Source organism: Paraburkholderia sp. J10-1, from assembly GCF_905220165.1.
Taxonomy (GTDB): Bacteria; Pseudomonadota; Gammaproteobacteria; order Burkholderiales; family Burkholderiaceae; genus Paraburkholderia.
Genome location: NZ_CAJMYW010000001.1, coordinates 1,255,148 through 1,278,823 on the forward strand (window position 1 = coordinate 1,255,148; position 23,676 = coordinate 1,278,823).

19 protein-coding genes are annotated in these 23,676 nt (G+C 61.8%); 8 read left to right on the forward strand and 11 right to left on the reverse strand.

The annotated features are described in order from the left end of the window. Window positions 1–3: 3 nt before the first annotated feature. Entirely contained in the window at window positions 4–789 is a 786-nt protein-coding gene (locus tag U5A65_RS05495; protein ID WP_321911206.1) for an enoyl-CoA hydratase/isomerase family protein, read from the reverse strand. 290 nt (window positions 790–1,079) lie between these two features. Here U5A65_RS05495 and U5A65_RS05500 point away from each other — a divergent pair, with 290 nt between their 5' ends. Continuing rightward, a complete protein-coding gene (locus U5A65_RS05500; protein ID WP_321945689.1) occupies window positions 1,080–2,108 on the forward strand; it encodes an AraC family transcriptional regulator in 1,029 nt (342 codons plus the stop codon). A gap of 413 nt (window positions 2,109–2,521) precedes the next feature. Then, entirely contained in the window at window positions 2,522–3,706 is a 1,185-nt protein-coding gene (locus U5A65_RS05505; RefSeq protein ID WP_321945690.1) for an endo-1,4-beta-xylanase, read from the forward strand. A gap of 296 nt (window positions 3,707–4,002) precedes the next feature. Here the strand turns inward: U5A65_RS05505 and U5A65_RS05510 are convergent, their stop codons facing one another. The 8 genes from U5A65_RS05510 to U5A65_RS05545 all read right to left on the reverse strand — a co-directional run bounded on the left by U5A65_RS05510 (window position 4,003) and on the right by U5A65_RS05545 (window position 13,096). After that, window positions 4,003–4,548: a carbonic anhydrase gene (locus tag U5A65_RS05510; RefSeq protein ID WP_321911203.1), complete on the reverse strand. Its 546-nt coding sequence runs from the start codon at window positions 4,546–4,548 to the stop codon at window positions 4,003–4,005. Window positions 4,549–4,577: 29 nt separating this feature from the next. Then, window positions 4,578–5,501, reverse strand: coding sequence for an MBL fold metallo-hydrolase (locus U5A65_RS05515; RefSeq protein ID WP_321911201.1), 924 nt, complete (start codon window positions 5,499–5,501; stop codon window positions 4,578–4,580). A gap of 104 nt (window positions 5,502–5,605) precedes the next feature. Next, on the reverse strand, window positions 5,606–6,427 hold the full coding sequence (locus tag U5A65_RS05520; protein WP_321945691.1) for an alpha/beta hydrolase: 822 nt from the start codon (window positions 6,425–6,427) through the stop codon (window positions 5,606–5,608). 243 nt (window positions 6,428–6,670) lie between these two features. Continuing rightward, complete coding sequence (locus tag U5A65_RS40930; protein WP_415764311.1) at window positions 6,671–6,985, reverse strand: AraC family transcriptional regulator; 315 nt, start codon at window positions 6,983–6,985, stop codon at window positions 6,671–6,673. Window positions 6,986–7,981: 996 nt separating this feature from the next. After that, window positions 7,982–8,728 (reverse strand): glucose 1-dehydrogenase, encoded by a 747-nt coding sequence (locus U5A65_RS05530; RefSeq protein ID WP_321911197.1) that lies wholly within the window; start codon window positions 8,726–8,728, stop codon window positions 7,982–7,984. 171 nt (window positions 8,729–8,899) lie between these two features. Continuing rightward, window positions 8,900–9,541 carry an HD domain-containing protein gene (locus tag U5A65_RS05535; protein WP_321945692.1) on the reverse strand — a complete coding sequence of 214 codons (642 nt, stop codon included), beginning with the start codon at window positions 9,539–9,541 and terminating at the stop codon, window positions 8,900–8,902. A 66-nt stretch (window positions 9,542–9,607) separates the two neighbouring features. Continuing rightward, window positions 9,608–11,077 carry a catalase gene (locus U5A65_RS05540; RefSeq protein ID WP_321945693.1) on the reverse strand — a complete coding sequence of 490 codons (1,470 nt, stop codon included), beginning with the start codon at window positions 11,075–11,077 and terminating at the stop codon, window positions 9,608–9,610. Between the two features lie 549 nt (window positions 11,078–11,626). Continuing rightward, window positions 11,627–13,096, reverse strand: coding sequence for an efflux transporter outer membrane subunit (locus U5A65_RS05545; RefSeq protein WP_321911193.1), 1,470 nt, complete (start codon window positions 13,094–13,096; stop codon window positions 11,627–11,629). Between the two features lie 98 nt (window positions 13,097–13,194). Between U5A65_RS05545 and U5A65_RS05550 the strand changes: the two genes are divergently transcribed. The 6 genes from U5A65_RS05550 (at window position 13,195) to U5A65_RS05575 (ending at window position 20,578) form a co-directional block, all read left to right on the forward strand. Continuing rightward, the gene (locus U5A65_RS05550) at window positions 13,195–13,812 is read left to right on the forward strand and encodes a TetR/AcrR family transcriptional regulator (RefSeq protein ID WP_321945694.1); all 618 of its coding nucleotides are present in this window, start codon (window positions 13,195–13,197) and stop codon (window positions 13,810–13,812) included. Between the two features lie 76 nt (window positions 13,813–13,888). Beyond that, window positions 13,889–15,010: an efflux RND transporter periplasmic adaptor subunit gene (locus tag U5A65_RS05555; RefSeq protein ID WP_321945695.1), complete on the forward strand. Its 1,122-nt coding sequence runs from the start codon at window positions 13,889–13,891 to the stop codon at window positions 15,008–15,010. Further along, a complete protein-coding gene (locus tag U5A65_RS05560) occupies window positions 15,007–18,105 on the forward strand; it encodes an efflux RND transporter permease subunit (protein WP_321945696.1) in 3,099 nt (1,032 codons plus the stop codon). The genes U5A65_RS05555 and U5A65_RS05560 overlap by 4 nt, the downstream gene beginning before the upstream one ends. A 488-nt stretch (window positions 18,106–18,593) precedes the next feature. After that, window positions 18,594–19,412 (forward strand): alpha/beta hydrolase, encoded by an 819-nt coding sequence (locus tag U5A65_RS05565; RefSeq protein WP_321935991.1) that lies wholly within the window; start codon window positions 18,594–18,596, stop codon window positions 19,410–19,412. A gap of 537 nt (window positions 19,413–19,949) precedes the next feature. After that, complete coding sequence (locus U5A65_RS05570) at window positions 19,950–20,297, forward strand: hypothetical protein (RefSeq protein ID WP_321945697.1); 348 nt, start codon at window positions 19,950–19,952, stop codon at window positions 20,295–20,297. A gap of 2 nt (window positions 20,298–20,299) precedes the next feature. Then, window positions 20,300–20,578: a hypothetical protein gene (locus U5A65_RS05575; protein WP_321911181.1), complete on the forward strand. Its 279-nt coding sequence runs from the start codon at window positions 20,300–20,302 to the stop codon at window positions 20,576–20,578. 266 nt (window positions 20,579–20,844) lie between these two features. Here the strand turns inward: U5A65_RS05575 and U5A65_RS05580 are convergent, their stop codons facing one another. Further along, window positions 20,845–22,185 (reverse strand): LLM class flavin-dependent oxidoreductase, encoded by a 1,341-nt coding sequence (locus tag U5A65_RS05580; RefSeq protein ID WP_321945698.1) that lies wholly within the window; start codon window positions 22,183–22,185, stop codon window positions 20,845–20,847. A gap of 210 nt (window positions 22,186–22,395) precedes the next feature. Continuing rightward, the gene (locus U5A65_RS05585; RefSeq protein WP_321945699.1) at window positions 22,396–23,595 is read right to left on the reverse strand and encodes an ABC transporter substrate-binding protein; all 1,200 of its coding nucleotides are present in this window, start codon (window positions 23,593–23,595) and stop codon (window positions 22,396–22,398) included. Window positions 23,596–23,676: the final 81 nt, after the last annotated feature.

The following is a 23,676-nucleotide window of genomic DNA, read 5'->3' on the forward strand; positions in this document are numbered from 1 at the left end:
GGCTCAACGGCCCTGGAATTGCGGCGCGCGCTTTTCGGCGAATGCCTGCAAGCCCTCCTGCAGATCAAAGCTGCGCAGATGGCGACGCAACATGACTTGCTCATGCAGCAACGCGTCGTCCCGGCTCTTGTCTGCGGACACGCGCGCGACTTGCTTCATGCGCCGCAACACGACAGGGCTCTTTCCGGCAATCTGCCCGGCGAGTTTCATCGCTGCATCGGCCAGTTCGCCATCGGGATGGACTTCGGATACGAAGCCGTAAGCCTTCATCTCGGCTGCCGAAAGCGTCTTGCCGGTGAACAGCAGATACATGGCGACGTTCTGAGGAATGAGGCGCGGCAAAACCGCTGCGCCGCCGGCGCCGGGATAGACGCCAAAGTTGGCATGAGCGTCCCCGATGGCAGCGCTTTGCGCAGCGATGACGATGTCGGCGCACATGGCCATCTCCAGCCCCCCGGCCATGGTTATGCCGTTGAGTGCTGCGATCACCGGCTTGGGGAAATTGCGCAGGCGCGCAAGCGTTGCGTCGGCACGGTCGAGGAAATCCGCTTCGCCGGCCTCTGTGTTCTGACTGGCCAACACTTCCTTCAAATCTGCGCCGGCGCAGAATGCGTGGCCAGCGCCGGTCAAGACCAGGACGCGAATGTCATCGTCAGCGGCGATCTGTGCCAGCCGGCGGTCCAGTTCGGCCAGCAGCGCCATATTCATCGCGTTCATCGCCTTGGGGCGATTCAGTGTCAAACGCGCAACCGCACCGGTTGGTTCAAACAGCAAGGTTTCTTCGGTCATAACGTCTCCGGGTGATGCATGAATGTTGTCGTGGCGGCGAGGCACAAACCTGTCCGCAGCAGGAAGTGATATTAGGCAGGGGGCGAAGACCGCGCGGCTCTTTGGAACGAAAAGTGCATTCCGCAAAGCGATCCACAGTCATCGTTCGTGGAACGCGCCTGTGAGAAGCGACTGTGGAAGGAGGGGCGTCGTCCCGGCACGGACGAAGGGCGGCGGCCGCAAGCGCGCCTTGACTCGTTCAATGGCGGTGTAGAATCGACCGCACCACCGTCTGTCAACATCGCCGCGCCTTGAAATCCGACCGCCAACCCTCCATCGTCGCAAGGCAGGAAGCGACGACCATAGCGGGCTACTGCTCGGCAATCGCCAAGACTCTGCAAGCCAGCGGAATGGACAGCGAGCGCATTTTTCGCTCCGTCGGCGTGCCACCCCAGATGGTGAACGGCCCGATGGTCCGGCTGCCTGTTGCCACCCTGACCCGGCTATACCGTGCCTGCGTGGAGGCCACCAACAATCCGTATTTCGGCCTCTCGGTCGCCCGGCACATCCATATTTCCAACTTGCATGCGCTTGGCTACGCGCTCGCCGCCAGCAGCACGCTGCTCGACTTCTGTCGCCGGCTGGAGCGGCACTTCCGGCTGGTGTCGCAATCGGCGACCGTTCTTGTCATTGAAGAAGGCGACACAATCGCCGTACGCGCCACCGATTTCAGGATCGAGGTTTGTGGCGAGACTGAAGATGCCTTCGTCGGTTTCCTGGTGCAAACGATGCGCATGTTGTACAAACCGGGGTTCAACCCGCTGTCCGTGGCATTCCATCGTGCAATGCCGCGTGAGGGCGACGAGCCGTACCTGGCCTTGATGCGAGCGCCGATCAGTTTTTCGAATCGGGCCACGACGCTGACTTTCGACAGACATGAGTTGATGCAGCCGCTCGGCGGAGCCTGCCCGGAATTGGCGCAAGTCAACGACAATATCGCGAATCAATATCTTGCACGCCTGGACAAGAGCGACGTGGTGACCGGTGTCACGCAGAAAATCATCGAATTGCTGCCTTCCGGCGAGTGCAGCAGGGAGAAGGTAGCCGAAGCGTTGTGTGTGAGCCCGGCGACTTTGCAGGTGCGGTTAGCGCAGCGCGGCACCCATTTCCTGCAGATCATGGACGACACGCGCCGGGAACTGGCCTGCAATTACATCCAGCAGCGAACCGGCTCCGTAACCGAAATTGCTTTCTTGCTTGGATTCACCAGCACCAGCAATTTCGCGCGCGCATTCAAGCGATGGACCGGAAAATCGCCAACGCAATTCCGGGACGATTGAAACGAGCAGAAGGTTTTGGCGAGCAACAACGCTCAGTCGATGCCGTCCCGCTTACTGGCTCCTGTGCGAGACCGGACGCGATGGGGCAACCCGGACTTCTCGATTCGTGACTGAAATGCCGTGAGCGGCCAGTTCTGCCTTATCGACCCGCCGTGTGTAGCGCCGCCTCGACGAAAGTAGCCACATCATGGTTTTCCGCCTTGGGACCGAATTTCACGCGAGTTTTTGTACTGTGTTCTTCGATTTGAACGATCGGCTCGACACTCGTTCACCTTGCATTGCCTCGTTCATACCTCAGGTAAATCCCTCATAGCTGCTCCGCGGGGCGCTGCCTAACATTCGCGTTGTTACCGATAACGTTGCAAGTGGTTAGAAACCACCCGGACGAGCGTCACATCACAAGGAGACCAGCAATGCGTCCTTCGAGGACTTCGATACGCGTGCTCTGCGCAGCCGTGGCCGTTGGCACGCTCGCATGGACCGCGGGCTGCGCGAACAACCCGACGGTGGCGGCCCACGACGGGGCGCCGCTCGCCGCGGCGCCCGCTGAAGCGTTGCCGCCACTGCGCAGTGTGATGGCTGCGCACTTCAAGGTCGGCGCGGCGATCGAACCCGATTCGATCGACAGTCCCGCCGACGCGGCGCTCATCGCCGCACAGTTCTCGAGCCTCACCGCCGAGAACAAGATGAAGCCGGGCACGATCGGCGTTGCGGAAGGCCAGTACAACTTCGAGCCGGCCGACCAGATCGTCGCGTTTGCTCAGGCGCACGGCATCGCGGTGCGCGGCCATACGCTCGTTTGGCACTTCAAGGCGGGCGACTGGACCGAAGCGCCGGCCTGGTTCTTCGCCGGCGATCCAAAAGACCCTCACTATCACGACATCGTGGCGAAGCGGCTCGATCGATATGTAACCGACGTCGTCACACACTTCCGCGGCAAGGTCTATGCATGGGACGTGATCAACGAAGTGATCAGCGACGACCCGCATCAGGTGTATCGCGAAGACAGTCCGTGGTATCGCGCACTCGGCAAGGACTACATCGCGATCGCTTTGCGCGCGGCGCGCGCGGCGGACCCGAACGTGAAGCTCTATATCAACGAGTACAACACGGACGATCCGGGCAAGCGCGCGAAGCTGCTCGCGTTGATCCGCGATCTCCGCGCGCAGGGCGCGCCGATTGACGGGGTTGGGCATCAAATGCATATCAGCGTGAATTGGCCACCGCTGCCGAATATCAAGCAGGCGTTCGACGACGTCGCCGCACTCGGCCTCGAAAACCAGGTGACCGAGCTCGACGTGAGTCTCTATACCGATCCGGGCGAATGCTGGAGCAATCCGCATGCATGTCTGCCGGACCTCGGCCATCCCGTGCCGAACGACATCATGCGTGCGCAAGCCGAGCGATATCGTGCGGTGTTCGCTCTGTTCGAGCAGGAGCCGAGCATCAAGGCGGTGACGTTCTGGGGCTATTCGGACAAGCATACGTGGCTGACGTCGACGCCGGTGCCGCGCAACAACCTGCCGTTGCCCTTCGATGCGAACCTGAAGCCGAAAGCTGCGCTGTGGACGATCGTCGATTCGTCTTATCAGCCGTAACGTCACCCTTCAAGCCGGAGAGCAGATGACCTCCGCTAGTGTGCGGGCCATCAAGGCTCGTCGGAGCCGACCTGCTCGAGCGCGTTCAGAGTGGCCTCGAAACCGTCGGGCTGACCGTGCGCGGTTTCATGCGTGCGCGGTGGCGACCTGGCAACCGGCGGCGGCATCCTGCCGATGCCACCGATTCAGTATGCACCCGCGCGTGGGTTGCCAGCGACCACCGGCCGCTCGGGAAGACGACGACAAGGCGTCGAGACGCGCAGCGCGAAGCCGAACCTGTGTTCTGCGCGGAGAGTTTAGCCCGCGTTTGACCGTGTTCGAGAAGGTGGAACAACAATCTCGACGTTGCCCGTCTCAACGTCGTAGACCAGACCCGAGACCGTGTACCCCCCGAAGGCACCGGTGTTCGCCCGGAAGGCTGCCACATCGAGCGCCACAGCTTTATACGGGTCGTTGATTTCCAGGCTTGCGAGTTCATCTATCGCCACACCCATATATGCTGCCAGGCGCCGCGGTTCATGACAGTAGCACCGCTTAATGCCGCAGTCGGTATGGTGCAAGACGATGAGGTTCCAGTCGGGGCCAATGTCCCCACCTGCGGCAACGGCTACTGTGCGCAGAATCCCGAGCGTTTCAAATACGGCAGGATTCACTCGACCGCCGACGTTACGGAAGATCCCCGCCTCGCCGGGCGCGAGCTTGAATATATCCATGGGATCGACGCGCGGGTCTACGCATCCAATGATTAACGTTTTGCTTGTCGGCATCATCCGGAGGTCAGGATTGAAGCTCTTTTCGGCAAACTCGACGTTACGGCGCATCAGGGTGTCGATGTAGTCCATGACGTTCTCCTTGTCTGAAGCCGACTGCATCAGATCGTGTTCAGCGGGATTCTGAGGTAGCGCTTGCCGTTGCTTTCCACAGGTGGAAGTGCACCGGCCCGCATATTCACCTGCATCGCTTGAAGAATCAGCTTTGGTAAGGCCAGCGTTGCATCTCGCGCGGTGCGTGCCGCGACGAACTCGCCCTCTGTGATCCCATCACGAGCATGTACGTTTGCGATGCGTTCGGCCCCGATGGTTGTTTCCCAGGCATAGGTGTCGCGGCCGGGTGCTTTGTAGTCGTGACTCAAGAAAAGTCGCGCTTCGTCGGGAAGGCAGAGTAAGCGCCGGATGGAGCGGAAAAGTTGCCGCGCGTCTCCGCCGGGCAGGTCGGTTCTTGCAGTCCCATAGTCCGGCATGAACAACGTATTGCCGCAGAATACGGAATCACCGATTACGTAGGCGACACCGGCTGGCGTATGGCCAGGCGCGTCAAGCACCCTGCACCCGATCGAGCCGATTATGAATTCCTCGCCGTCATCGAATAGATGATCGAACTGTGAGCCGTCGCGCGCAAACTCCGGCCCGGCGTTGAACAGGTCGCCGAAGATTTGCTGCACCGTCGTTATGGCACGCCCGATTGCGAGCGTGCCGCCGACACGAGCCTGCAGGAAAGGCGCGGCGGACAGGTGATCCGCATGCGCATGGGTCTCGAGCAGCCATTCAGTCGAAAGGCCCTCGGATTCAATATACGCAACGATGGCCTCGGCGGACCTCGATGAATATCGGCAGGTTGGCGCGTTGAAGTCGAGCACGGGGTCGATGATCGCTGCCGCAAGCGAAATCGGATCATGGACGACATAGCTCGCGGTGAACGTGGCCTCGTCAAAAAATGAACGGACGACCGGCATCCTATGTTGACCGGCACGAGTCTGAACGATGATCTCGATGGCGTGTTCAAGTGATCGATCCACGCGACGTCTCCTCTGTCTCGCCCGCGAGCCTCGCCGGGGCGTGCAATTTGTTGCGCGAGGCCTGTATGAATCGCTATACAGGCACACCATCGCAGACAAACTGTTCAGTTTTCCAGGAACTCGAGAAGATCCAGGTTGACTGCGTCCGCGTTTATCGTGGCCATGCCGTGCGAGCCGCCGGGGTAAACCTTGAGTCTTGCGTTCGGGGCGATTTCGACCGATCGTCGCGCCGATGTGTCGATGGGGACGATCTGATCGTCGTCGCCATGCAGAATAAGGAGGGGGACGTCGATTCTTTTCAAATCCTCCGTATAGTCGACTTCGGAGAATTCACGAATGCAATCGAATTGTCCTTTGATCGAGCCCATCAACCCTTGAACCTGGAAGGCATCAATCGTCCCCTGCGACACTTCCACACCCGAACGATTAAAGTTGTAGAAGGGGACGGCCAGATCCTTGTAGAGCTGCGAGCGATTGTTGACGACTCCGGCACGAAGTCCATCGAATACGTCTATCGGCAGACCCCCGGGATTTTCCGTAGTCTTCAGCATGATGGGCGGAACGGCTCCGATCAGCACCGCCTTCGCAACGCGCCCTGTTCCATGACGGCCAATGTAATGGGCGACCTCGCCGCCGCCGGTCGAATGCCCAACCAGGACCGCTCCCTTTAGATCGAGATGATTGAATAACGCTGCGAGGTCGTCGGCATACTGATCCATGTTGTTGCCTTCCCACGGCTGACCGGAGCGGCCGTGACCGCGGCGATCATGCGCAATGACGCGATAGCCTTTGGATCCGAAAAACAGCATCTGTGCATCCCAGGCGTCGGCACAGAGAGGCCAGCCGTGGGAGAAGACGATTGGGGTGCCAGTGCCCCAGTCTTTGTAGAAAATTTCGGTGCCGTCTGTGGACTTGAAATAGCTCATTACGTATTCCTTGTTGATAAAAATGGAAGGGATACTTCAGGCAGAGCAATACGGCCATCGGGCCGAATCAGCGATTGCGAATCGTTCGCCCTGCTGACACCGGCGTTCTGGATGTCCAGCGTACCTGCCGGAACCGGGGTGGTCTTGGACGAAGCGACGATACGATGGACAAACCACGGGCGGTTGCTGCAAAAGTCGAACGGGTTCGGCTTCGAAGCTGTCAACGGCGACGTTGGCGTGAACCTAGCGTCTGCGATTGTGCTGACGCCACTCCCTCGGCCCGCATCCTTCAAGGCGCGAAAACACACGTGAGAAGTGGCTCTGGTCGAAAAAGCCGCAGTTGGACGCGATGGTGGCAAGGCTCGCGTCGGTCTCGCGCAATTGGGATTTCGCTCGTTCGATCCGGTGCTTCAGCAGCCACTGATGGGGTGTGAGCCCGGTTGTCTGTTTGAACGCATCGGTGAAATAGCTCGTGGAGAGGTTGCACTGGCGCGCGAGGTCGAGAATGGACGGATTGCCGTGCAGGTGAGCGTCGAAAAATTCTTCGATTCGCCGCATCTGCCACGGCGCGAGTCCAGCGCGGCGAGGGCGGTTCGATCTATTGGCATTGCCATACCGCATCACCACGTGCTCGCAAAAGGCGAGGGCGATGTAGTCGACAAACAATGAACTCGCCGTGTCCGATTTTTCCAGAACAGCCTGCAGTGTTTGTGAAAGGCGAAACAGGACAGGGTCGCTCGCGCCGAATTCGCGTTGCATGAGACCCCCGATGCGCCGTCGCCCTTTTTGCCAGGCGAACTCCTCGATCGTGCTCTGCGAGAGATAGAGCCGGATATTGTCGAATGGCAAGTCGAGCCGGCGCGTCGGCCCCGCGCGCAGATCAAGCAGATAGCTGTAGCCCGGTACGCAGGATGTCGACCCGTAGACGCTTGCACCTGAACAACGTACGTCGGAATCCGGACACGCAATAAGCGGAATTTGAAAGACGAATGCCTCTTCCGGTTGTGGCGTCAGAGAACGTCCGGGTTGCGGCCGGTTGTTTGTCAGCCTCGAGAAAGAGATCGGGGGGCCTTGCGAAACGATGCCTGCGCGCACGGTCGGCGCTTCCAGCAGGTTGAACCGCTTGGCGAGCGCCTCCTCCAGAGACGGCGGGTTCAGATCCACAGGGCTTCTTTCGTTCATCGATCTCGCTCGCGAAGGGACCGTGCCGACGGCTCTGCCGTTGCGGGGTATCAGGTGCAAAGAAGGAATCGCTAATCTAACCGAATTTTATTTCTGCTGCGCTAACCGGGCGCCGTCGTCTGAAATGCCTGACGGCCGGCGCCCGGAGTCGCCGCCAGGCTTGCCATAACTGACCGGGCGGGAGGGTGGTGACCTGCGAATGTGCGTTACCGCTAAGCGCGTGCGTGGTCAATTTGTGTCAGCGCCGCTCGGTCGTCACGCTTCAACTAGACGTGGCAACACACTAAAACCTGCGGAATCCAGAACGAACGTGACGTTTGTTTCGCGGATTCGAGGAGAACGACCATGCATGCGCAGTTTCGCGAACCTGCCTCATCGCATCCCGCCACTGGCGACGATATGTTCGCCCGTCAACCACTTTGCATCGTCGGAGGCGAGGAAAACCGCGATCGACGCCACGTCGTCCGGTCTGCCCACGCGCCCGAGCGGCGTCTGGCTGACCGCCGAACTTTCGAACTCCGATCCGATCACTCCGGCGAGCTGTGCGCCTTCGGTCACGATCACGCCTGGATTGATCGTGTTCACGCGAATCTTGCGCGGCCCGAGTTCGCGTGCGAGCGCGCCGGTGATGGAATCGACCGCTCCCTTGGTGCCGCTGTACACGGCGGTCGTGGCGGGCGTGAGCGTCGAGACGACCGAGCTGACGTTGATGATGCTTGCGCCCTCGCCAAGATGCTTGACGGCAGCCTGCGTGGTGAGCAAAACACCGAGCACGTTGATGTCGAACTGTTTGCGGTATTGCGCTTCCGTGAACGCGTCGATAGGCGCGAATTCATAGACGCCGGAATTGTTGACGAGGATGTCGAGGCGGCCATAGGTTTCGATTGCCGCTTCGACGATGCCTTTTGCGTCGGCGGCCTTCGATACGTCTCCGCCCACGGAAATCGCCTTGCCTCCGGCCGTGGTGATGGCGGACACCACGGCATCCGCGCCACTCTTGCTGCTCGCGTAGTTCACGACAACCGACGCTCCCTCTGCCGCAAGCGCTTTCGCAATGGCCGCGCCGATCCCTTTCGACGCGCCGGTGACCACCGCCACTTTCCCTGCAAGCTTGCTCATGATTTTCACCTCAGTGTGAATGAATCCGCTGATAGAAGCCGACGTCGCGTCGCGTACGATGCGATCGCCAATGTTTTCTGCCACCCCGGGCCGATGCGGCGTCGCGATATCGGAGTGCCAATCGCATGGCGTAGCACGAATCGCCGCGTATCGTCCCGCAGGACTTTTTCTTTAGCCCCGCCACGGCGAATTTCGGATCACCGAACAGAAATTGCCGCGATGGAAATGCGGCTCCTTGTCGGCGATCACGTCGGCTTTCACGTTGCCGAAGGTGGTCTCCGGTTTGTGTTTGATGCCGTCGTAAAAGGCCTGAATGATTGCCTCCTTGAAGTGGGGCGGGCGCGGATGCGCGTGCGTCACGGCTTCGCGTTCCTCGTGGGAAAACTCGTGGTAGGAGAGTCCGAGCACGTCCATCTCGACACCGGCCGTCACCAGCGCGACGATCGGGTGCATATGGCGTGGAATGCCGGGCGTGGTGTGCAATGCGATGGCCGTCCAGACCAGATCGATGTCGCTCGCGGTGATGCCCCGGGCCGAGAGAAAGTCGCGGGCTGCATTGGCCCCGTCGACTTCGAATCGCTCGGTGGCGCTGCTGTACGCACCGGCCAGGCCCACGTCATGAAACATGGCGCCCGCGTACAACAGTTCCGGATCGAATTTCAGGCCGCGGCGCAGGCCCTCCAGTGCGCCGAACATATACACCCGGCTCGAATGATGAAAGAGCAGCGGGCTGGACGTGTCGCGCACGAACTCGGTAATTTCCCGTGCGAGCTGACTGTCGGGTACGGAGACATCCTGAACGAACTGTGACATGACGTTTCTCCATCGAGATGTGAGCGCGCGTTGACGTCCTCGCAGACGCCGCGCGCGAATGGTCTGCTACTTCGTTGCAGTCATCGCCCTGTGTCTTGCGAGGGCCTCGCGAACGCCCGCGCCGTACTCGGGGTCGGCCTTCGAGCAATTGAGGATGTGGCGTTCCTGGATATGCGCCTGAACGGAGGCCATCTGGCGAGCGGTGTTATCGAACAGCAACTGCTGCTGCGCCTCGTTCATCAGACGAAACAGATCGCCGGGCTGCGCGAAATGATCCACGTCCACGCGATGGTCCCAATGGGCGGCGTCGCCGTCGATTCGCAGCGGCGGTTCGTGAAGTTCGGGACGCACCTCCCACTCGCCGGAGCTGTTCGGGTAGTAGGACGGTGTGCCGCCGAGGTTGTCGTCGGTGCGCATGGCGCCGTCGCGGTGGTAGCTGTGGACGGGGCACTTCGGCGCATTGACGGGAATGTGATTGAAGTTCACGCCGAGCCGATACCGTTGCGTGTCGCCGTAGGAGAAGAGGCGCGCCTGGAGCATCTTGTCGGGCGAGAAGCCAATCCCGGGGACCACGTTCGCGGGCGAGAAGGCAGCCTGTTCGACCTCGGCGAAAAAGTTGCCGGGGTTGCGGTTCAATTCGAGAACGCCCACCTCGATCAAGGGGAAATCGCCTTTCGGCCAGACCTTGGTGAGATCGAACGGATTGAATGGCAGAGACCTGGCCTCATCATCGTTCATCACCTGAATGAAGAGTGTCCAACGAGGAAAGTCGCCGCGCTCTATGCTCTCGTAAAGATCGCGGCCATGCGTCTCGCGATCCTTGCCCACAAGGTGCTCGGCTTCGCTATCGGTCAGATTTTCGATGCCTTGCTGCGTACGAAGGTGAAACTTTACCCACGTCCTGCGATTGTCGGCATCGACAAGACTAAACGTATGGCTGCCGAATCCGTGCATGTGGCGATAGCTGCGCGGAATACCTCGATCGCTCATGACGATCGTGACCTGGTGGAGCGCCTCCGGCAAAAGCGTCCAGAAGTCCCAGTTGCTGTTTGCGCTGCGCAGTCCCGTGCGCGGGTCGCGCTTGATCGCATGGTTGAGGTCGGGAAAACGCAGCGGGTCACGGAAAAAGAACACCGGCGTGTTATTGCCCACGATGTCCCAGTTCCCTTCTTCCGTGTAGAACTTCACTGCGAAGCCCCGGATATCGCGCTCGGCGTCGGCGGCGCCGCGCTCGCCGGCCACGGTCGAGAAGCGCAGGAATACCGGCGTGGTCTTGCCGATTTCCGAAAAGAGTTTCGCCCTGGTGTACTGCGTGATGTCGTGCGTGACGGTGAACACGCCGTGGGCGCCCGATCCTTTGGCGTGCATGCGTCGTTCAGGAATGACCTCGCGGTCGAAGTGCGCGAGCTTTTCGATCAGCCAGATATCCTGCAGCAGCGCGGGACCACGCGGCCCGGCCGTTTCGATGTTCAGATTGTCGACAACGGGCGCACCCGTTGCGTGATCAAGACGCGTAGACGTATCGCGATTTGTCATGCCACGACTCCAGGAAGGTTGTGCGGGACCGGCGCAGCGCCGTAGCGTTCCAGGCTGGCGCACGCGCGAGGCTTTACGGGCAAATCAGCGTGCTATTGCTGCGGGCGCGGCGAGTGACGAAACTGCCGCGCTGCGGTGGCCTCTCGATCAACGGGCGATGAGGGGCAGAGGCATCGACTCGTCGATGTGGAGAAAGCGTACCTGTTGGGTGCCAGACCGATCTTGGATAAAACAACGATTCGATGGACAAATCGCGGGCGGTCGTCGCGCAGCTGTTGCGGTCGCTCGTGTTGCAGGGGAATGGCGAAGGCGAGGGAATTCCGGCGCGTTGTGTGTCGGCGAGCATCGCGCGGACGTACAAGCGTCGATAACGACGCTTGCGCATACCCGACGCTATCGCTTCTGTTGGCGCCGGTGCTTCGGCCCGCACCCTTCGAGGCGCGAGAACACCCGCGAAAACTGCCTCTGAGCGAAAAGGCCGCAGTTCGAAGCGATGGTCGCGAGGCTCGTATCGATTTTCGTTGCGCGCTCCACCACCGGGTGGCTTCGTCAGCGCGAAGACAGCGACGGCGGCATCTGGAGCGAGACCGGATCCCAGCCACCGCCGAGCGCCTTGAACGTCGAGATCGCTGCATGCGCGGATTCCGTTTGCGCTTGCGCGCGCGCGTCGGCGGCCTGGAGCAGGGTTTCGTTGGCGTGCAATACATCGATGAAGCTCGCCGCGCCGCTCCGGTACGCGGTCATCGACGAGTCCTTGGCCTTGGATAAGGACGATTCCGCGTGCGTCAGCGTGGCCGCTTGTGCTTCGCGATTCACCAATGACGAAAGCGAATTTTCCACGTCCTCGGTGGCTCGGAGGACGGACTGGCGATAAGCCGCGAGCGCTTGCTCGTCGGCGCCTTTCGCCTCGTTGACATCGGCGTTGATGCGCGCGAAATCGAACAGGCGCCAGCGCAGCCCGACAAGCCCGGCCGCCTGGCTGGCGCCGCCCGAGAACAACGTGCCGGCCGCGGCCGCGGTTGCGCTGCCGAGGAAGGCGTTCAGCGAGACCGTTGGGTAGTACTCGCTGATCGCAGCGCCAATGCGCGCATTGGCGGCGGCGAGGTGACGTTCTGCGGCGATCAGATCGGGACGTCTTTGCAGCAGTTCGGCCGGCGTGCCCAAATCTGCGAGCGTGGGCGCAACAGGGATCAACGACGGCGGGTTCAACTCTGCCCGGTGCGTGCCGGGCGGCGCACCTAACATCACGTCAAGGGAATTCGACGCTGCATCCAGCGCCGCGTCGAGGACGGGCACACTGGCCTGAACCTGGTCGAGCGAGCCTTGCGCCTGCTGAACCTGATAGTCGGCGGCCGCACCCTTCGAATACAGGAGTTGCACGTCCGCAAGCAGCGCCTGCTGCGTCTGCACCTGCCGGTTTGCGATATCCAGACGCGCCTGGAGGCCGCGTATCGTGACGTAGATATCCGCAGTCTGGGCCGCGACGGCGAGCCGGGTGGCGACCGCCGCCGCCTGCGTCGCCGAATAGTCGGCGAGCGCGGCTTCACGCTGGCGCCGCAGGCCGCCAAAAATGTCGATCTCCCAACCGGCCTCCAGGTTGGTTTCGTACTCGGTGCCCCAGCGCTCGTAACCCGGCGTGGCATTGAGCAATTGGCCCACCGGCGTGTCGACCGACTGGTAGGCTCGCGCCGCCGTGGCCGAAACCGAGGCTGAGGGAAGCAGCGCGGCGTTGGCCGTGCCGAGGCGCGCGCGCGCCTGAGCGATTTGCGCCACGGCCTGGGCCAGGTCCAGATTCTGGGCCAGCGCCAGAGAAACATAGTGCGTAAGCAGCGGGTCGTTGAAGCCTTCCCACCATGCTGACAGATCGGCAGCCGGAGCCTTTGCAGCGCTGGCGGACGGCGGCTGGGTCGCATAGCGCTGAGCCAGCGGTGCATCCGGGCGATGGTAGTCGGGACCCACGGCGCAGGCCGAAAGGGCGGCGACGCTAGTCAGGAGAGCGAGTGGACGGCGCAAAGACATGATCATCTCGGGAGCGACATCGGAAGCGGTGAAAGTGTGACCAATATACAATATGGTCACAAGTTGTCAACTGCTGGGTGAGGGGCTAAGCTTGAGACATGAACAAGCCCTTTCCCACCGCCTCTCCGTCCCGTGGCCCCTCGGACCACGAAGTTCGTGCCCAGATCGTCGAAGCCGCAACGGAATACTTCAGTCGCTACGGCTATGAAAAGACCACGGTCTCCGACCTTGCGAAGGAAATCGGGTTTTCGAAGGCCTATATCTACAAATTTTTCGACTCGAAACAGGCGATCGGCGAAGTCATCTGCGCCAATCGCCTCGCCGCCATGATTGCGGCCGTCAACGAAAACGTCGACGACGCGCACAGCGCGACGGAAAAATTTCGACGTATGTTCAAGACCTTGCTGGCAGCAGGAAGCCAGCTTTTCTTCCAGGATCGCAAGCTCTACGATATCGCCGCCGTGGCGGCCGGCTCGCCCTGGCCTTCCGTCGCAGGCTATGAAGAACAGATCCGGCAACTCATTGCCGATATCCTGCGGCTCGGACGCGAAACCGGCGAATTCGAGCGCAAGACGCCACTGGACGAGGCTGTGAATGCGATCTTTCTGGTGATGAAGCCTTACTTCAATCCTTTGCTGCTCCAGTACAACCTTGATGCTGCCGACGAGGCAACGGTTCAACTCGCGAGCCTGGTGCTCAGAAGTCTTGCTCCATAAATTTGATAGTGACTATTGACTGAAATAGTCACTGGAATCAAAATGAGGCCTCCTGTTCTTTGCGAGGGGCGACCTCATGTTCCGGCACCATCATTTTGTCTGCGCACTGAGCCTGGTTTCGCTCGCCCTCGCGGCGTGCGGCGAGCGGCCTGCCGCTGATCCGCGTACCGAGGCGCCGCTCGTGCAGACAAGCGCTGTCCACGGCGCGTCGGGCGCAAGCCGGTCGTTTTCGGGCGTCGTGGGCGCTCGCGTTCAGAGCGATCTCGGCTTCCGGGTTCAGGGAAAGGTCATTGAGCGTCTGGTCGACGTGGGCCAAACGGTCAAGCGCGGCCAGCCGCTGATGCGCATCGACCCGATTGATCTGGGATTGCAGGCCCGCTCGCAGCAGGAACTCGTGGATGCCGCACAGGCACGTGCCACGCAGACGGCCGCCGACGAGGCGCGCTATCGGGATCTCGTTGCGGCCGGCGCGGTGTCGGCGTCGACCTATGAGCAGCTCAAGGCGGCCGCCGATTCCGCGAGCGCGCAACTCGTCGCGGCGAAGGCGCAGGCGGCGCTCGCCAGCAACGCGTCCGGATACGCCGTTCTCGTGGCGGACGCCGACGGCGTGGTGGTAGAGACGCTGGCAGAGCCGGGTCAAGTGGTTGCGCCGGGGCAGATCGTCGTGCGTCTCGCGCATGCCGGGCCCCGCGAGGCCGTCGTCCAGCTTCCCGAGACGCTGCGTCCCGCACCGGGCTCGATTGCCGAGGCGACGCTGTATGGCGCGGACAAGAAGCCGGTGCCCGCCGCTTTGCGTCAGCTCTCCGATTCGGCCGACCGGCTGACGCGGACCTACGAGGCAAGGTACGTACTCGAGGGCGCGCTGTCGAATGCGCCGCTCGGTGCGACCGTGACCATCGATCTGGCCGGCGATGCCAGCCAGGGACCGGCCGCGATGGAAGTGCCGGTCGGCGCCTTGTTCGACCCGGGCACGGGCACGGGCGTCTGGACCGTCGACAGATCGCAGGCGCGGGCGAGCTGGCACAAGGTTCGTGTCACCGCCTTGAGCGACGACACTGCAACGGTGACCGGCGATCTTCACGAAGGCGACCAGGTCGTTGCGCTCGGCGCCCAGCTGATTCACGACGGAGAACGCGTGCGCCTCGCCCACGATGCCGTGTCGACGGCGTCGGTCTCCCGGCAAGGAGCTGCGCAATGAGCGGCTTCAATTTATCGGCGCTTGCGGTGCGGGAGCGCTCGGTCACGCTGTTTCTGATCCTTCTGATTTCCATCGCAGGCGTCGTTGCCTTCTTCAAACTGGGGCGGGCCGAAGACCCGCCATTCACCGTCAAGTCGATGACGGTCATCACAGCATGGCCGGGCGCTACCGCGCAGGAAATGCAGGATCAGGTGGCCGAGCCGCTCGAGAAGCGCATGCAGGAGTTGCGCTGGTACGACCGCACCGAGACCTATACTCGCCCGGGGCTGGCCTTCACCACCGTGACCTTGCTCGATAGCACGCCACCCGCCGACGTTCCCGAGGAGTTCTATCAGGCGCGCAAAAAACTCTCCGACGAAGCGGGCAGCCTGCCGCCCGGCGTGATCGGTCCGCTCGTCAATGATGAGTATTCCGATGTGACGTTCGCGCTGTTTGCGCTCAAGGCGAAAGGCGAGCCGCAACGATTGCTGGTGCGCGACGCAGAGGGACTGCGCCAGCGGCTCCTTCATGTGCCGGGCGTCACGAAGGTGAACATTATCGGCGAGCAGGCGCAACGGATCTATGTTTCGTTTTCGCACGACCGCCTCGCGACGCTCGGCGTGACGCCTCAGGATATCTTCGCAGCCCTGAATAACCAGAACGTGCTGACGCCCGCGGGGTCGATCGATACCAAAGGCGCGCAGGTTTTCATTCGTGTCGAAGGGGCTTTCGACAAGCTGCAGACCATCCGCGACACGCCCATCGTCGTTCAGGGCCGAACCTTGAAGCTCTCAGACGTGGCGAGCGTCGAGCGCGGTTACGAAGACCCGGCTAGCTTTGAGATTCGCAATAACGGCGAACCGGCGCTACTGCTTGGCGTCGTGATGCGGGACGGCTGGAACGGACTCAGCCTGGGGCAGGCGCTCGACACGGAAGTCGCGTCGATCAACGCCGGATTGCCGCTCGGGATGAGTTTCACGAAGGTGACCGATCAGGCCGTCAATATTCATTCGGCGATCGACGAGTTCATGGTCAAGTTCTTCGTTGCGCTGCTCGTGGTGATGGTCGTGAGCTTCGCGAGCATGGGGTGGCGCGTCGGCATTGTGGTGTCGGCTGCGGTGCCGCTGACGCTCGCGGGCGTGTTCGTCGTCATGGCCGCAACGGGCAAGAGCTTCGACCGCATCACACTGGGTTCACTGATTCTCGCGCTGGGCCTGCTTGTCGACGACGCGATCATCGCCATCGAGATGATGGTCGTGAAGATGGAGGAGGGCTATAGCCGCGTTCAGGCATCGGCGTATGCGTGGAGCCACACGGCGGCGCCGATGCTCTCGGGCACGCTGGTCACGGCCGTCGGCTTCATGCCGAATGGCTTTGCGCGGTCGACGGCGGGCGAATACACGAGCAACATGTTCTGGATTGTCGGCATCGCCTTGATGACTTCATGGATCGTGGCCGTTGTGTTCACGCCGTATCTCGGCGTCAAGCTGTTGCCCGACATTCCCGTGATCGAAGGCGGCCACGCCGCGATCTATAACACGCCGAACTACCAGCGTTTTCGCCGGTTCCTCGGGCGTGTGATCCGGCGAAAGTGGCTGGTCGCGGGGATCGTGGTGGGCTCGTTCGTGATTGCCGTGATGGGCATGGGGCTCGTGAAAAAGCAGTTCTTCCCGACCTCCGATCGCCCGGAAGTACTCGTGGAAGTGCAGATGCCTTACGGTACGTCGATCGAACAAACTTCCGCGGCGACGGAGAAAGTCGAGGCCTGGCTCGCGAAGCAGCCGGAAGCGAAGATCGTGACGTCGTACATTGGGCAGGGGGCGCCGCGCTTCTATCTGGCGATGTCGCCTGAGCTGCCGGATTCATCCTTCGCGAAGATGGTGATCCGCACGAATGACGAGAAGCAGCGGGAGGCGCTCAAATTCCGTCTGCGCAAAGTGATTGCCGAAGGCCTGGTGCCAGGGGCTCAGGTGCGCGTTACCCAACTGGTGTTCGGCCCTTACTCGCCTTACCCCGTTGCGTTCAGGGTCATGGGCCCGGACTCCCAGACCTTGCGCACGATCGCCGCGCAGGTCGAACGGACCCTGAACGCGAGCCCGATGATGCGAACGGTGAACGCCGACTGGGGGCCGCGCGTTCCCACGGTGCATTTCACGCTGGATCAGAATCGACTCGGTGCGTTCGGCTTGACGTCGAGCGCCGTCGCACAACAACTGCAATTCCTGCTGACCGGCATTCCCGTCACGCACGTGCGCGAGGACATTCGTTCGGTGGAACTTGTCGCGAGATCGGCGGGCGACATCCGGCTCGATCCACAGCGCATCGACGGATTTACGCTGATCGGCGCGGCAGGTCAGCGCGTGCCGCTCTCGCAGGTCGGCAAGGTCGATATCCGAATGGAAGAGCCGATTCTTCGCCGCCGCGATCGGACGCCGACGATCACTGTGCGTGGCGATATCGCGGAGGGGTTGCAACCGCCCGACGTGTCGACCGCGATGCTCGTGCAGCTTCAGCCTATTGTCGCGAAGCTGCCAGAAGGCTACCGGATAGAGGAGGCGGGTTCCATCGAGGAAGCCAACAAGGCGACGAAGGCGCTCGCACCCCTGTTCCCGATCATGATCGCGCTGACCCTGCTCATCATCATTTTCCAGACGCGCTCGATTGCCGCGACCATGATGGTGTTCGCGACCAGTCCGCTGGGTTTGATCGGCGTTGTGCCGACACTGCTGCTGTTCGACCAGCCCTTCGGGATCAATGCGCTGGTGGGGCTCATTGCGCTCTCCGGCATCCTGATGCGCAATACGCTCATCCTGATCGGCCAGATCGAGCAGAACGCGCGCGAGGGCATGACGCCGTTCGACGCGGTGGTGGAGGCCACCCTCCAGCGCTCCAGGCCTGTGATCCTGACCGCGCTAGCCGCGATGCTCGCCTTCATTCCGCTGACCCATTCCGTATTTTGGGGCACGTTGGCTTATACGCTGATAGGAGGGACGTTCGCCGGCACGATTCTGACATTGGTGTTTCTGCCGGCGATGTATTCGATCTGGTTCAAGATCCGGCCCGGTACAGGGGAAAACCACTCCGCGCTCGAACCCAGTGCCAGTGCGATTATGTAGACATGTCCACATCCGGGCGATGCTGGTTTCGCCCGGGGCTCGTCGATGCGGGCCCTCAACGAGGCATTCGGACAGGAAGCAACTCCGTGTCTGAAGTCCTCAAGACGACTGCGGTATTGGCAGGACACTCAAACCGACGTTCCGCGGAAGCAAACCAAACCTGAGCGCATCGGCTGTGGAACATCCGAATTTAGGGGTTTTGCAACAAGCGACGACGTGATTGTATGGCTCGTCCTGGCCGATCGCGCGCTCGCCGATTTCGCCGTTAGCTGTCGTTCAAAACATTCCCGGGCGCGGGGCGAAAGTCAGGGATCGGGTGGACTGAAAAAATCCAGACGGAATGTGCGGTATCCAACGTACCGCCGCTGAAACTCCCTACAGCGATGCTGACAAATTGACTACGCTTCTGGCGGCATACCCAGGAGCGTGGTCTACGGTGTGGACCCCGCGAGATGCCACAGGACAAACGACGAGAGGAGGTGCCAGCGATGCCTACGATCACTACCCCGGATGGGGTAGAAATCTTCTACAAGGATTGGGGGTCCGGTCAGCCGATCCTCTTCAGCCATGGCTGGCCCCTGTCGGCCGACGACTGGGACGCCCAGATGATGTTCTTCCTGCACCACGGCTACCGGGTGATCGCCCATGACCGGCGCGGGCACGGTCGGTCCGACCAGGTCGGCACCGGCAACGACATGGACCACTGGGTCGCCGACCTCGCTGCACTGACCGAGCAACTCGATATCCGCGACGCGATCCACATCGGGCACTCCACCGGCGGCGGTGAGGTGGCCCGCTACGTCGCTCGCCACCAGGAGCGGGTCGCCAAGGCAGTGCTGGTGGCCTCGTTGACGCCGAACATGGTGAAAACCGACGCGAACCCCGGCGGTCAGCCGCAAGAGTGGTTCGAAGCGGTTAAGTCGGGCGTGCTTGGCAACCGGTCGGAGTTTTACCGCGCAGTCCCGGAGGGTCCGTTCTACGGATTCAACCGTCCGGGCGCCAAGCCGTCTGAGGCAGTGATCGCGAACTGGTGGCGCCAGGGCATGGCCGGCAGCGCCCAGGCCCACTATGAGACCGTCTTCTCCTGGCTGGAGGACTACACCGAAGATCTGAAGAAGATCAGTGTGCCGGTCCTCGTCATGCACGGCGAAGACGACCAAATCGTCCCGTTCGCCAGTTCGGTGCCGCGCGCAGTCGACCTGCTCGCGAACGGCACGCTGAAGGCATACCCTGGCTTCCCGCATGGCATGCTGACCACCCACGCGGACGTCCTCAACCCCGACCTTCTCGCGTTTATCAGATCCTGACTGGACGAAGGGACTGCTGACGGCGCTGAGCATCTGCTAGATCTCGGCGTCGATTCGTTCTGTGATTCGTCTCGTAACGTCTTGGGCCACAGACGAAAATCAGGTCGATGCGTTTTGGGCGCGGCTTCCCCAACTTTCAACTCGCGCGAATAGAGAGAAGGATCCAGGCGGGCGCGCACTCGCGACCTCCTTCGCCCCGTCACCCCTCTGCGCGCCGCCATGCGTGCCTCGGACAGACCGTTGCCGCGCGTCCACGTCGCGCGTGCCCCGATGCCGGGCGATGACGAGCCACTCTGAGCATGCGTCGCTGGGCGGACGTATTTCGGCTCTGAACAGCCTTTCAGACTGGCACTACACCAATGTCTGCCTACGGGGGTACAACTGCCCGCGGTATCTCCCCACGTTTGCGGGTGCATGGTCAGCGTTTTCGGAAGGTCCACACCCAGATTTAAACGGTCATTGGCGACTCACCGACGCATACAAATTACTTACAGTTTCAATTATAGTTGATTTATCAACTTGAAAGACGGAGGGGCGATGACGACCGAACAACAATTTGTCGGGACGCTGGAAGCGCGATTGCTGGATGTGCTAGCTGATGGAGCGCAACAGAGCGTCGCGCAGTTGGCGGCAGCCTCGGGTGTAGCTGGCCGGCGACTAACAAACGTGCTTAGGGCACTGGTGTTGAGCGGCGACGTGCATGTTTCGCAGCGCGACAGCCGAAGTGGCGAGCGCCATTTCAAGCGTGGCCTGGCACCCGTCAAAGACCGGGCGCCACGCATGCAACAATCGACGGACACTGCAAAAAAGTCGCCCACGATGGACCCGGTCTACGCGGCCTTTCATGCGATGGCCGCCCTTGGACACCACCCTGAGCAATACTGATCATGAACTGCAAACCCAAAATTATTCACTGGGAGGACGTTGAACCTACACGTTCCTTCCTGAAGTATTCGATCCCTGCCAGGGATCTTTGTCTGGGCTTGGACGAATGGCCCCTGTTCCTCGAAACGAGCATGGGTAGCGGCAAGCCATTCGAGCGCATGCAGCGGCTGGAAGAGGGTACCCTGTACCGGCAGGGCAGAGATCTCGTCCTGCTTGTGCTTGACCGCAAAGTCCGGTCAGGTCCCTTTCGGGAGAAAGTCTTCTCGATGGTTGTTTCTTAACGAAGCAGGGTAAGCAATCTTTATCGCACTCATCAGAGCAATCCGCCTCACGGATCCTGGACCACACCGTCAGCCTGAAGAGGAGCACGGGAGAGGGACGACCTCGCCGGACACTTTATTGCGCAATCGGCGCTTTTGGCGTACCGGTTTGTCGGGGGGCGAGCGCGCCGTGCACACACTGGCCGGGCGCCCGTGCAGGCGAGACGCGATGCGCACGGGTTGCGTGTCGCGCGGCATCGGCAGGACACGGGCCACTCAGGCGAATCTCAGGTCGCGTCGCGTACCGGGAAAAATCGGTTGTCCGGACGCGGGAGGCCCAGATGATCGCGCAGCGTCGTCCCTTCGTATTCGCGCCTGAAAATGCCGCGCCTCTGCAATTCGGGCACGACCTTCTGCGCGAAATCGTCGAGCCCGTCCGGCAGGTACGGAAACATGACGTTGAACCCGTCCGAGCCTTCCTCTACCAGCCATTGCTCCATTTCGTCGGCGATCATCTCCGGCGTGCCGGTCATCTGCAAGCCGGAGTAGCCGCCAACGCGTTGTGCAAGCTGGCGCACCGTCAGCCCTTCAGTTTGGGCCATTTCGATCACACGTTGCCGGGACGTGCGACTTGCATTGCTCTCTGGAATTTCGGGCAGCGGCCCATCGGGCTCGAGGCCCGAAACGTCATGGCCCAATGCGATCGACAGCGATGCGATACCGCTGTCGTAATGCACGAACGAATCGAGGCGCTCGCGCTTCTCGCGCGCTTGCTCGAGCGAATCGCCTACCACGACGAACGCACCAGGGAGAATCTTCAGGTGATCACGCTGCCTGCCGAGCGCATCGAGCCGTCCTTTGACGTCGGCATAGAAGCGCTTGGCGGCGTCGAGCGACGATTGCGCCGTGAACACGGCTTCGGCCGTTTCGGCGGCCAACTGGCGGCCGGCCTCCGACGAACCGGCCTGCACGACGACGGGCCAGCCCTGCACCGGGCGCGCGATATTCAGCGGGCCGCGCACGGAAAAATGTTCGCCCTTGTGGCTGAGGACGTGCAGCTTTTGCGGGTCAAAATACAGGCCACTTTCGGCATCGCGCACGAACGCGTCGTCAGCCCAGCTGTCCCATAGGCCCGTGACGACGTCGAAGAATTCGCGCGCGCGATGATAGCGGGCATCGTGCTCCACGTGCTCGTCGAGGCCGAAATTCAGGGCGGCGTCCGGATTCGAAGTGGTCACGAGATTCCATCCGGCGCGCCCGCCGCTCAGGTGATCGAGCGAGGCAAATCGGCGCGCGACGTGATAGGGCGCCTCGAACGTCGTCGAAGCGGTCGCGACGAGGCCGATGCGCTCGGTAACCATCGCGAGCGCGGACAGCAGCGTGAGCGGCTCGAACGACGTCACCGTGTGGCTGCGCTTGAGCGACTCGATCGGCATGTTCAGGACTGCAAGATGATCGGCCATGAAGAATGCGTCGAAGCGAGCGCGTTCGAGCGTCTGGATGCAGCGCCTCAGGTGCGTCAGGTTGAAGTTGGCGTCCGGCCACGCGTCCGGATGACGCCACGCGCCGGTATGCAGGCTGACTGGGCGCATGAAGGCACCGAGATGCAGTTGTCGTTGACGTTTCATGGTGGAGCGCCGAGGGCGTCATCGGGAAACAGGGAGCACCAACGATACGCCGGATCGGCGCATTGCGCTGGACGTCACATTGGGCCGCGTTCGGGATTGCCGCCCGATTTCGCAGGCTTTTCACCTCGGCCCCGGGGCAGCCCGAGGCTGTTCTGGCGGTTGGATCCCAAAGCGGCGCACGGCATGCATCCGCGCGCCGCCCTTTTTTTGTTACTGCCTGACGGCAACGGTCTGCTGCACGGGCAACAGCGCCCATTGATGCTCGCGCACCACGAGGTCGATGCTTTTCACGCCGTCGACGCGGCGCGTATGCGGATCGAAGGTCGCCTTGCCGAATACCACGCTCGGCACGTCGTGCAGCTTCGGTAGCGCGTCGTGCACGCCCTGGCGTGTCGTGCCGCCCGCGCGCAGCGCATAGGCGGCGATGATGGCCGCGTCGTACGCGTAGGCGTTGAACGCGTCGGGGTCCCGATGATATTTTGCCTTGAAGCCCTGCACGAAGCGCTGAACCTCGGGGCGCGGGTCGCCGGGAAAGAAGCTCGTGTTCGTTGTCACCCCATTCACGGCGTCGCCGCCCAGCTCGAGGAATTTCGGTGAATAGACTGAGCCCGCCGCGACCACCGGCAGGCCGATCCCGCTTTCGCGCGCCTGGCGCACGATCTGCGCGCCATCGGCGTAATAAGCGATCAGCACGAGGGCGTCCGGGTGCGTGTCCCGCACACGAATGAGCGTTGCGCGAAAGTCCTTGTCAGTGGGCTGATAGCCTTCGGCGGCAATGACCTGCGCACCGCGTGCGTCGGCGGCCTTCACGAACACGTCCTTGCTGGCGCGCCCCCAGTCGGTGTTCTGATAGAGCACTGCCACGCGCTTGAAGCCCTGCTTCACGGCGAGATCGGCGATGAGCGGCTGCGCGTCGGCCTGGCTGACCGATGGGCTCCAGATATAGTCGCCGCCCTTGGTGAAGTCAGGGTGCGAGTTCGTGAAGCCGAGCTGCACGAGGCCCGCGCGCTGATAGATCGGCGAGGCCGCCATCGAAGCCGGGCTCGAAAAATCGCCGAGCTCGATCAGGATGCGAGGATCGGAGACGAACTTCTGCGCGATGGTGACGGCCTGGCGCGGGTCGCTCTGGCTGTCCTCGAACACGTAGCGCAGCGGATGACCGTTGATGCCGCCTTGCGCGTTGATCTGCTCGAGCGCGAGATCGAAGCCCGCTTGCCATTGGGCGCCGTACTGCGCGTTCGGGCCCGTGAGCGGACCGCTCACCCCGAACCAGACAGGTTCGCCCGTCGCAGCCGCGGCTTGCGCGTTTGTGCCAAACGCGAGAAAGCCCGCGCCGCCTGGCGCGAGCACGAGCGCAACCGCGAGGCGGGCGAGCAGCTTGCGTTTTGCACCACGAAATGATGTCGTCATGGCTGTGCTTCCTTTGTGGATTCGTTGAGTTCGCATGAATGGAAAGCGATTTCCTGTCGAGTCTCCAACGTGCCCTCCCTC

Excerpts from the sequence above, each read along its gene's own strand:
- U5A65_RS05570 (WP_321945697.1), top strand. The coding sequence starts at position 19,950 with ATGACGACCGAACAACAATTTGTCGGGACGCTGGAAGCGCGATTGCTG.
- U5A65_RS05575 (WP_321911181.1), top strand. The coding sequence starts at position 20,300 with ATGAACTGCAAACCCAAAATTATTCACTGGGAGGACGTTGAACCTACA.
- U5A65_RS05565 (WP_321935991.1), top strand. The coding sequence starts at position 18,594 with ATGCCTACGATCACTACCCCGGATGGGGTAGAAATCTTCTACAAGGAT.
- U5A65_RS40930 (WP_415764311.1), bottom strand. The coding sequence starts at position 6,985 with ATGCGGCGAATCGAAGAATTTTTCGACGCTCACCTGCACGGCAATCCG.
- U5A65_RS05540 (WP_321945693.1), bottom strand. The coding sequence starts at position 11,077 with ATGACAAATCGCGATACGTCTACGCGTCTTGATCACGCAACGGGTGCG.
- U5A65_RS05520 (WP_321945691.1), bottom strand. The coding sequence starts at position 6,427 with ATGAGCTATTTCAAGTCCACAGACGGCACCGAAATTTTCTACAAAGAC.
- U5A65_RS05510 (WP_321911203.1), bottom strand. The coding sequence starts at position 4,548 with ATGGACTACATCGACACCCTGATGCGCCGTAACGTCGAGTTTGCCGAA.
- U5A65_RS05585 (WP_321945699.1), bottom strand. The coding sequence starts at position 23,595 with ATGACGACATCATTTCGTGGTGCAAAACGCAAGCTGCTCGCCCGCCTC.
- U5A65_RS05555 (WP_321945695.1), top strand. The coding sequence starts at position 13,889 with ATGTTCCGGCACCATCATTTTGTCTGCGCACTGAGCCTGGTTTCGCTC.
- U5A65_RS05545 (WP_321911193.1), bottom strand. The coding sequence starts at position 13,096 with ATGTCTTTGCGCCGTCCACTCGCTCTCCTGACTAGCGTCGCCGCCCTT.
- U5A65_RS05505 (WP_321945690.1), top strand. The coding sequence starts at position 2,522 with ATGCGTCCTTCGAGGACTTCGATACGCGTGCTCTGCGCAGCCGTGGCC.
- U5A65_RS05535 (WP_321945692.1), bottom strand. The coding sequence starts at position 9,541 with ATGTCACAGTTCGTTCAGGATGTCTCCGTACCCGACAGTCAGCTCGCA.
- U5A65_RS05495 (WP_321911206.1), bottom strand. The coding sequence starts at position 789 with ATGACCGAAGAAACCTTGCTGTTTGAACCAACCGGTGCGGTTGCGCGT.
- U5A65_RS05530 (WP_321911197.1), bottom strand. The coding sequence starts at position 8,728 with ATGAGCAAGCTTGCAGGGAAAGTGGCGGTGGTCACCGGCGCGTCGAAA.
- U5A65_RS05560 (WP_321945696.1), top strand. The coding sequence starts at position 15,007 with ATGAGCGGCTTCAATTTATCGGCGCTTGCGGTGCGGGAGCGCTCGGTC.
- U5A65_RS05580 (WP_321945698.1), bottom strand. The coding sequence starts at position 22,185 with ATGAAACGTCAACGACAACTGCATCTCGGTGCCTTCATGCGCCCAGTC.
- U5A65_RS05550 (WP_321945694.1), top strand. The coding sequence starts at position 13,195 with ATGAACAAGCCCTTTCCCACCGCCTCTCCGTCCCGTGGCCCCTCGGAC.